Source organism: Nostoc sp., assembly GCF_035638895.1.
GTDB lineage: Bacteria > Cyanobacteriota > Cyanobacteriia > Cyanobacteriales > Nostocaceae > Nostoc.
This window is the reverse complement of record NZ_DASQZC010000130.1, coordinates 1-10,555: the sequence shown is the minus strand read 5'-3', so window position 1 is coordinate 10,555 and position 10,555 is coordinate 1. Positions and strand designations below refer to the sequence as shown.

The window sequence follows — 10,555 nt, the reverse complement described above, 5'->3', positions numbered from 1 at the left end:
GGACACATTGGTTTAACTAACCTAAAGGCTTTGTCTCCCGATGGTCGTTGCAAAACCTTTGATGCCGAAGCTAACGGTTATGTTCGCAGTGAAGGGTCTGGTTTCATTGTCCTCAAACCTTTATCGCAAGCTCTGGCAGATAATGACCAGATATATGCCCTGATTCGCGGCAGTGCGATTAACCATGATGGACGCAGTAAGGGATTAACCGTGCCATTCGGCCCTGCTCAAGAAGCACTAATTCGTCAAGCATTGGACAATGCTGGGGTGGCACCATCTGAAATTAGCTATGTTGAGTTGCACGGTACTGGCACTCCTTTAGGAGATCCCATTGAGGCGATCGCGCTAGGAACAGTATTAGATACCGACCGTCCTAGTGGAAATTACTGCGCCGTCGGCTCGGTAAAAAGCAACATTGGGCATTTAGAAGCAGCCTCTGGCATCGCTGGTTTGATTAAAGTTGCGTTATCTCTCAAGCATCAAGAGATACCACCAAATTTACATTTTCACCAGCCTAACCCCTATATTCCTTTTGACACTCTACCCATTCGAGTCCAGCAGTCTTTGGCTCCTTGGCCTCAAGGGTCTAGTCCAGCCAAAGCTAGCATTAGTTCTTTCGGGTTTGCAGGAACTAATGCTCATGTTGTCCTAGAACAGCCTCCCCAATCCGCAGATATATCGCAACAGCAACAATCTTACTTACTACCCCTGTCAGCCCAGAGCCAGGAAGGTGTGAAATCACTAGCACAAGCTTATCGGAATTTTCTAGAAACTCAAGAACCCGATGCTGTCTCACTAGCAGATATTTGTTATACAGCGAGTGTGCGACGCACTCACTATGAACACCGTCTGGCTTTGCTGGCTGATTCTCCTACACAACTCCAAGAAAAGTTACAAGATTTTTTACAAAGCAAGTTAGAGATTAATCAAGCTTCTAATCGCAAGCATCGCCGTCCGAAACTAGTTTTCGTTTTCTCCGGCCAAGGCCCCCAATGGTGGGCGATGGGTCGGGAGTTACTAGAACAGGAACCAGTCTTTCGCGCCATTATAGAAGAGTGTGATGCCCTAATCAAATCTCATACTAATTGGTCTTTATTAGCAGAATTGACAGCAGATACGGCCGAGTCACGTTTGCAAGAGACAGAGATTGCCCAACCAGCTATTTTTGCGCTGCAAGTGGCGCTTGCTCGTCTATGGCGTGCTTGGGGTATTGAGCCAAAAGCAGTAGTGGGTCATAGTCTGGGTGAAGTAGCAGCAGCCCATATTGCCGGCGTTTTGAGTTTAGCAGATGCCGTGCAGCTAATTTGCGATCGCGGTCGTTTAATGCAACAAGCAACTGGCAATGGCAAAATGGCAGCCGTGGAATTATCGCCAAAAGACACAGAGTATTGGTTGCGTGGATACGAAGGACGACTAGCGATCGCTGCTATTAATAGTCCCACTTCCACCGTAGTTTCGGGAGAAGCTGCTGCTATAGAATCATTTCTAGAATTACTCCAACGCGAACAACCAACGGTTTTCTGCAAGTTGCTACCAGTGAATTATGCCTTTCACAGCCCGCAAATGTTACCGTTTGCTAAGGAATTGGTAGAAACACTAGATCAACTCCAGCCACAAGCCGCAAAGATTCCCATCTTCTCAACCGTTACAGGTCAGTCTAGTAATGGTGCAGATTTCGATGCCGCCTACTGGGGACGCAACCTACAGCAACCCGTCCGCTTTGCATCAGCAATTGAGGAATTGGTAAATGCAGGTCAAACTATTTTCCTAGAAATTAGCCCCCACCCAGTACTTTCAGGTTATATTTCCCAGTGTCTGAGTCATCTTGGTCAAGAGGGAACCGTATTATCTTCTCTGCGGCGCGGTCAGCCGGAACAGGCAACGCTACTTAGTTCTTTAAGTAACCTTTACAATTTAGGATTTACCGTTGACTGGAAGCAACTATATCCATCTGAATATCAGGTTGTTAGCCTACCATCCTACCCTTGGCAGCGCGAACGGTATTGGTTTGAAGCAAAACCCCAAACAAAGCTAACAAATAGCAAGACAGATCTGCATCCGCTATTAGGTCAAAAGGTACGTTCAGCAATTAAGGAGACTTTATTTGAGTCGGAATTGAGTATTAATTTACAGCCCTTTCTAGTTGGTCATCAGGTTTACGGCATAGTGGTTTTGCCAGGAGCGGCTTACTTGGAAATAGCTCTAGCTGCGGCGAAGGTAGCTTTTGGCTCAGGATCTTCTCTCCAGCAGGTATTGATTCAGGAACCACTAATTATCCCAGAAGATGCTAGTCGGGTTGTCCAGTTAATTTTGACACCTGAAGGTCTTGGGCAAGCTTCTTTCCAAATATTGAGCCAAGCAGATGATGCAAGCTCTTGGATACAGCACGCAACTGGAAAAATTCAAGTAGGGCAGACAAACTTAGGAGAAATTATTTCTCTCAAAGACTTCCAGGCACGCTTTCAGGAAGAATTATCAGCCAAAACATACTATCAAAATCTGCGAAATCGGGGATTGGAGTATGGACACAGTTTTCAAGGAATTGAGCAACTTTGGCGACGCGATGGAGAAGCTCTGGGGCGGATTCGGCTGCCATTGGGATTAGTTTCAGAAGCCGCAGCTTATGAGTTGCACCCTGTAATAGTGGATTCTGGTTTTCAGCTTTTATTTGCTACCTTAGCTGATGTTGCAGAAGGAGATACTTATCTCCCAGTTGGGTTGGATAATCTGCGGGTATACCGTCGCCCCGAAAGTCAATTGTGGATTCATGGTCAAATACGTCCCCAAGATAGCTCAAATCAAGAAACCCGCATCAGCGATCTGCGCCTTTTTGACGATGCTGGACAGTTAATAGCAGAAATTGAGGGTTTGCACGTTAAGCGTGCCAAACGTGAAGTACTGCTGCAATTTGCTCAAAAGAACCTAAATAATTGGCTTTATGAAGTAGAGTGGCAACCTAGAGGGCGTCAATCCAATTTGACTGAATCTGCGCCAAATCATCCAGGTAGCTGGTTACTCTTCGCTGACCAAGAAGGCACAGCAGCAGCCCTAGTAGCACTTCTGGAAAGTCAAGGCGAAACTTGCATTATGGTCTTCCCCGGTGAACGATATGAGTTATCGAAGGCGGGACATTACACAATCAATCCTGACTGTGCAGAGGATTTTCAGCAGTTATTCCGCGAGATTTCACAGACATATAAAGCACCGTTGCGTCGAGTAGTCCACTTATGGGGATTGGATACTCCTTCTTTAGAAGAGATCACCGCAGATTCTCTCAAAATCGCTCAGACATTGGGTTGCCAAAGTGTACTGCATTTGGTGCAAGGGCTGACCCAGGTTGAAAAATCGGCGTCTTCCCTGCTGTGGTTGGTGACACAAAATACTCAACCTGTAGAATCGTCAGCTACTCCCTTGGCAGTGGCACACTCAACCTTGTGGGGATTAGGTCGAGCGATCGCTCTAGAACACCCGGAGATTTGGGGAGGAATGGTAGATTTAGCGGCTGGTATCTCTGGTGATGAAGCTGCCACACTATTTACCGAAATTTCCCAGCCAGATAGAGAAGATCATTTAGCTTTCCGCAGTGGACAACGTTATGTCGCCCGCTTGGTTCAAAGTAGCAGTAAATCAGCAGCGCCTTTATCCTTGCACAACGATGGCACTTACCTAATTACCGGTGGTCTGGGTGGTTTAGGACTGAAGATCGCTGAGTGGATGGTGGAGCAAGGAGCGCGGTACTTAGTATTAGTAGGGCGCAGTGATGTTACTGATGCTACCCGCAAAGCTGTGAACCAGCTAGAGCATTCTGGTGCTAAAGTTCTGGTGGCTAAAGGAGATGTTTCTCAACACAGAGATGTTAGCAATATCTTGGAGAAAATTGCGGAATCAATGCCGCCATTGCGAGGCATCATCCATGCTGCGGGTGTTCTTGACGATGGAATGCTGCGCCAACAAGACTGGGAACGCTTTACTAAAGTGATGGCTCCGAAAATCCAAGGAGCTTGGAATCTGCACCTCTTAACGCAGAACTTGCCTTTAGACTTCTTTGTGATGTTTTCGTCAGTTGCTTCCTTGCTTGGCTCACCAGGACAAGGAAATTATGCCGCCGCCAATGCTTTTTTAGATGCACTTGCCCATTATCGTTACGCTCAAGGATTACCAGGATTGGCTATCAACTGGAGTACCTGGGCAGAAGTGGGAATGGCCGCTAACTTGGGTAGTCAAGAGCAACAGCGCTTGGCAGCAATGGGGATGGATACCATTGCACCACAGCAAGGATTACAAGTACTGGGACAATTACTTCAACAGTCATCTGCCCAGGTTGGGGTAGTACCTGTGGAATGGTCGCAATTTATGCAGCAATTTTCTGCTGATACTGTCCCAGCGTTGCTTACCGAGTTAGGCTCACAACCCAAAGCTGAACCACCATTGGTACAACAGCTAGAGTTTGTCCAGCGATTAGAAAAAGTTTCTGTGCGCGATCGCCACGAAATGTTACTTGCTCACGTCCAAGACCAAGTTGCTAAAGTTTTGGGTCGAGGTTCTTCCCATTCCTTAGAGCCGCATCAAGGTTTCTTCGACATCGGTATGGACTCTTTAACCTCCGTCGAGTTGCGGAACCGTCTGCAAACTTCTCTAGGGCGCTCTTTGTCTTCAACATTAATCTTTGACTATCCAACTCTCGATACTCTTGCTAAGTATCTGGCTAATGAGATGTTTTCTGTGGAACAGTCTACAGAATTGCCCACTGCGATCGAGAACAATCATCATCAACAGATTATCACCTCGGCAGAACTCAAACAGCTTTCAGAAGAAGATGCAGAAGAATTACTGCTCAGAGAATTAGAAAGCATTAGGTACTAGTACCGCAAGGCGGAAGTCAAAATAATTGTATTCCGAGCTTCTTGCACTTATTCCCTACTACAGACGCGATTAATCGCGTCTCCTACTCTCTACCTACGTAAATAAATTCAAAAATCAAATCGGATTCCTATAGTTTGCCAATTTTTCACCTCCTATATAGAAGAACGTATTGATATGAGTAACAATTTAGAAAACTCTCAACCTTTATCCCCAACAAAACGCGCTCTTTTGGCCTTGCAAGAAATGCAAGCGAAACTAGAAGCCAACGAACGGGCTAAGACAGAACCAATAGCCATTATTGGTTTAGGTTGCCGATTTCCAGGAGGCAGCAACGATCCAGAATCATACTGGCAAATGTTGCGTAATGGGATAGATGGCATTAAAGAAGTACCCGCAGACCGTTGGGATATTGAGGCTTACTATGACCCAAATCCTGATGCTACAGGGAAAATGTATGTCCGTAACGCCGGGTTTCTAGACCAGGTAGATCAGTTTGACCCCCAGTTTTTTGGGATTGCGCCTCGGGAAGCTGTGAATATGGACCCGCAGCAGCGACTACTCTTAGAGGTGAGTTGGGAAGCCCTAGAAAATGCTGGGCTGGCACAGGATAAGCTAGTTGGTAGTCCAACTGGGGTTTTTGTCGGGATTATGAATCTGGATTATTTCCAGGTAGCAGCTAACGACCCCAGTCTGTCCGATGCCCATACTGCCACAGGTAGCGCTTTTAGCGTTACTTCTGGTAGATTGTCTTACACTCTCGGTCTACAAGGGCCAAGCATGGCAATAGATACAGCCTGCTCATCCTCCTTGGTAACAGTCCATATAGCTTGCCAGAGTTTACGTAGCAGAGAGTGTAATTTGGCTCTCGCTGGGGGAGTGAATTTGATTCTGACACCAGTGGTAACTATTAATGAATGCCGAGCGAGGATGCTAGCTGCCGATGGTCGCTGTAAAACCTTTGATGCTGCGGCTGATGGCTATGCACGGGGAGAAGGGTGCGGGATTGTAGTTCTCAAACGCCTCAGTGATGCGATCGCTGATGGTGACAATATTTTAGCCCTAATTCGGGGGTCGGCAGTCAACCAAGACGGTCGTAGCGGCGGTTTAACGGTTCCCAATGGCCCATCTCAGCAAGCAGTTATCCGCACAGCTTTGGCTAACGCTGGGGTAGCACCTAATCAGGTGAGTTATGTAGAAGCTCATGGCACAGGCACATCACTAGGAGACCCCATCGAATTGCGAGCATTAGGAGCAGTACTAGGTCAAGGACGCTCTCCAGACCAACCTTTGATAGTTGGTTCAGCTAAAACTAACATGGGACACTTGGAAGCAGCAGCTGGGGTGGCGGGTTTAATCAAGTTAGTACTGGCTTTGCAACATCAAGAAATACCACCTCATCTACATTTACATAACCCTAATCCTTTTATACCTTGGGCAGAACTGCCAATCAAAATTTCTACAGAACTCACTCCCTGGTCTTCGCCCAACGGATCGCGCATCGCGGGTCTGAGTTCCTTCGGTTTTAGTGGCACTAATGCTCATTTGGTGGTTGAAGAAGCGCCAATCCGTCAGCAAAAGCCAAAGGAAGTAGAACGCCCCTTGCATTTGCTCAGTCTCTCCGCAAAAACTGAAGGCGGATTACAGAAGTTAGCCAGTAAATTTTACACCGCACTCAAAGGCGATCCCGATCTCAACTTAGCTGATGTCTGCTTTAGTGCCAATACAGGTCGCTCTGTATTTGCTAATCGCCTAGCAGTAATAGCTGAAAATTCAGATCAGATATGCGAACAGCTAGCAGCCTTCAGCAGTGGTAATCATCTATGGGGAGTATTGAGTGGGCAACCTCAAGACAGTCGTCGGCCCAAGATCGCTTTTTTGTTCACCGGACAAGGTTCCCAATATGTAGGCATGGGATACGAACTTTATAATACCCAGCCGACTTTCCGCCAAGCTCTAGAGCGCTGCGATGCGATCTTGCGCCCTTATCTGCCAAAACCCCTGTTGTCTGTAATTTATCCCGCCACAGGTGAAAATTCCCCCCTCGACCAAACACTTTACACCCAACCAGCTTTATTTGCCTTGGAATATGCTCTGTATGAATTATGGCGCTCTTGGGGAATTGAGCCGAATGCTGTGATGGGTCACAGTGTTGGTGAATATGTAGCAGCTTGTGTAGCTGGGGTGTTCAGCTTAGAAGATGGGTTGAAGTTGATTGCCGATCGCTCCCGTTTAATGCAAGCATTACCACCAGGGGGTGAGATGGCAGCAGTGTTTGCATCGGAAGCGCAGGTGGTCGCGGCGATTACTCCTTATACTCAGAAACTGGCGATCGCGGCGGTTAATGGCCCACAAAATATAGTCATTTCCGGTGAAGGGGTGGCTTTACAGGCGGTGTTAAAGGAATTAGAAGCCGAAGGAATAGTGACTCGTCCCTTAACAGTGTCCCATGCCTTTCACTCTCCTCTGATGGAGCCGATGCTAGCGGAGTTCGAGCAGAAAGCAGCAGCAGTCACTTATGCGACTCCCCAGATAGACTTGATTTCCAATGCGACTGGAGAAATTGTACAGGGAGCAGAAATCGGTCAAGCCAGCTATTGGCGTCGTCATGTGCGGGAGACGGTGCGATTTGCCGCAGGTATACAGACTCTCCTTGCACAAGGGTATGAATTGTTTGTGGAAATCGGCCCAAGTCCCATACTCATCGGGATGGGGCGGCAATGTTTACCAGAAGGAACTGGGGTTTGGTTATCAAGCTTGCGCCGTGGGCAAAACGATTGGCAGCAGTTGCTCCAGAGTTTAGCCTCGCTCTATGTCCAAGGCGTGAAAGTGGACTGGTCTGGCTTTGACCACGATTATCAACGCGATCGCCTGCCTCTGCCTACCTATCCCTTCCAAAGAAAGCGTTATTGGTTTGACCAAGCACCTAAGCAGCCAGAAGTACAGATTGTATCAAACAAAAATGTTGAGTACCCGATTCACAATCTTTTACAATCTGGAGATACTCAACAATTAGCTCGGAAGTTAGAAATAGTTGAACAACTGCCAGCAGCACAAGTGCAATCCATCCTGGAGAGTATGCAGCTTGCTCAACTTTCTCAACGTATTGTCCAGCTTTCTCCAGACAGATATGAGCTACTTAAAGAGTTGCTCTTACAAAATCAGCAGCACTTGATTCCAGATTATCTGAGTGATTCATTATACGAGGTGCAGTGGCAACCCCAAGAGCGTTTGAGTGTACCGCCTGTTTCCGTTAACCAGTCGGGCAAATGGCTGATATTTGCAGATCGGGCTGGCGTGGGACAGGCGCTAGCAGAACTGCTGCGATCGCGCGGTGAAAAATATGTGATGATTTATCCTGGCGAAGCCTATGAAATCTTAGAAGCTGGACATCGGAAAATCAACCCAGCAAATCCTCAAGACTGTCAAAGACTATTGCAGGAAACTCTCGGAAATAATGGTCTGTCGTGTCGGGGAATAGTGCATCTGTGGAGTTTAGATGCAGCAATGGACGACCAAATTACACCATCTTCTTTAGAGAAGGCGCAACTACTTGGCTGTGGCAGTGTGCTGCATCTTGTTCAGGAATTGGTCAAACAGAGTAAGTCAGCATTAACTCGGTTATGGTTGATAACTTCTGGCACACAAGCAGTAGAAACAAAATCTGTTTCTTTAGCAATAGCTCAAGCACCTTTGTGGGGAATGGGCCGGGCGATCGCACTAGAGCATTCTGAAGTTTGGGGAGGGTTAATAGATTTAGATCCTAGTATCTCTAGCGAGCAGCAAGCTCTTTCTCTATTAACAGAAATTTGGCAGCCTGATGGCGAGGATCAACTCACCTTACGCGGGAAAAAACGCTATGTTGCTCGTTTGGTGCGTAGCAATAAACTGCCATCTAAACCTGTGCAATTGCAAGCTGATGGTACTTACCTAATTACTGGCGGCTTAGGCAGTTTAGGGCTGAAAGTTGCCCAGTGGCTGGTAGAACAAGGGGCGCGAAACTTGGTGCTAATAGGACGCCGGGGCCTTCCCGATCGCGCTATATGGACAACTTTGCCAAAGGATACCGAAATCTGGGAACGGGTGCAGGCTATTCAAGCCTTAGAAAATATGGGTGCTAATGTCGTCGTCGCTCAGGCTGATGTCAGCAACCAGGCTCAAATCTCTGCGGTTTTTGAACAGTTACACAATGCTCAAATTCCTTTAAAAGGAATTGTTCATGCTGCTGGGATAGCTGAGTATCAAGTCTTACAAGATATTGACCTGAAGCACCTTGAATGCACCCTCCAGCCAAAGGTAACGGGCGGGTGGCTTTTACATCAACTTAGTTTGGGGATGAATTTAGATTTCTTCGTCTGTTTCTCCTCAATTGCTTCAGTGTGGGGTTCTAGAGGACAAGCACATTATGCTGCTGGCAACCACTTTCTCGACACCCTTGCCCATTATCGCCGAGCTTTGGGAGTACCAGCTTTAAGCATAAATTGGGGCCCTTGGGCAGGCGGTGGGATGGCTTCGGAAGAAACTCAAACCTTATTAAAGCGGATGGGGTTAGAACCTTGGCAAGCAGAAGAAGGGATTGCAGTCCTAGCGGAGCTTTTAGGTACAAACATTGTCCAAGCAACAGCCGCTAAGGTTGACTGGAATATCTTCAAAGCAGTTTATGAAGTCAAGGGACAGCGATCGCTACTCAAACAAATTGGCACACAGCAACAAGAAAAGGGTGAAGTGCAGCCAGCATTGCGCCCACAGTTTTTAGAGCAATTGGATGCCCTACCAATCAACAAACGTCAAAGTTTCTTAATTGCTCATCTGCAAAGCCAAGTTGCTGAGGTTTTAGGACTAGAACCATCCCATCTGGCAGACGTACAACAGGGCTTTCTCGAATTAGGCATGGATTCCTTAATGGCTGTGGACTTGAAGAATCGCCTTGAAGTCAGTTTGGGACAATCCTTAAGTTCAACACTAGTTTTTAACTATCCAAATATTGAGGTTTTAGCTAATCATCTGGCTACCTACATTCTTTCCCTAGAGCCATCGACACAACAGGAGTTACAAAAAGATCCCAAAGAATTGTCTCAAGCTTCAGTAGAGCTAGAAGAATTTTCTGAAGACGAATTGGCTTCATTACTAGACGCAGAATTAGCCGCCTTGGTCAATTAAAGGTCTAGGGGGGTGGAGGTTTGAATAACGGGAGTTGACTCTTTGATCAATTCTGATTTTTTCTTAACCCTACACCCCTTCTTCAAAAGATTTTCAGTCTACTGCATCAAAGATCCTCGATTTTTTAACTCTTTAAACAAACACCATCAGAAATTATTAAAATGAGTAATATTCCCGAAACTATTGACAATCGCGATCGCTTAAAAAATGCACTGCTGGCAGTTAGAGAAATGCGCTCTAAGCTTGACGCAATGGAGCGTGCCAAAACAGAGCCAATTGCCATTATTGGTATGGGTTGCCGACTTCCGGGTGCTAACAATCTGCAAACTTTCTGGTCTTTGCTCCACGATGGAGTGGATGCCATCACAGAAATTCCTGAAGATCGATGGAACATTGATGAATTCTACGATCCAGACCCTGATGCACCAGGAAAGATGTATGTTAAAAATGCCGGCTTTCTAGACCAAGTAGACCAGTTCGATGCCCAATTCTTTGGCATTACCCCACGGGAAGTTGAGAACATGGACCCCCAGCA

At 46.8% G+C, this 10,555-nt stretch carries 3 protein-coding genes; all 3 read left to right on the top strand.

What is annotated here, in order from left to right; all coding sequences use genetic code 11:
• Nucleotides 1-6 precede the first annotated feature (6 nt).
• Entirely contained in the window at nucleotides 7-4,863 is a 4,857-nt protein-coding gene (locus tag VE944_RS06310) for a type I polyketide synthase (RefSeq protein WP_324973915.1), read from the top strand.
• Between the two features lie 174 nt (nucleotides 4,864-5,037).
• Nucleotides 5,038-10,020 carry a type I polyketide synthase gene (locus VE944_RS06305; RefSeq protein ID WP_324973911.1) on the top strand — a complete coding sequence of 1,661 codons (4,983 nt, stop codon included), beginning with the start codon at nucleotides 5,038-5,040 and terminating at the stop codon, nucleotides 10,018-10,020.
• Nucleotides 10,021-10,181: 161 nt separating this feature from the next.
• On the top strand, nucleotides 10,182-10,555 hold a 374-nt coding region (locus VE944_RS06300; protein ID WP_324973908.1), incomplete at its 3' end, for a beta-ketoacyl synthase N-terminal-like domain-containing protein.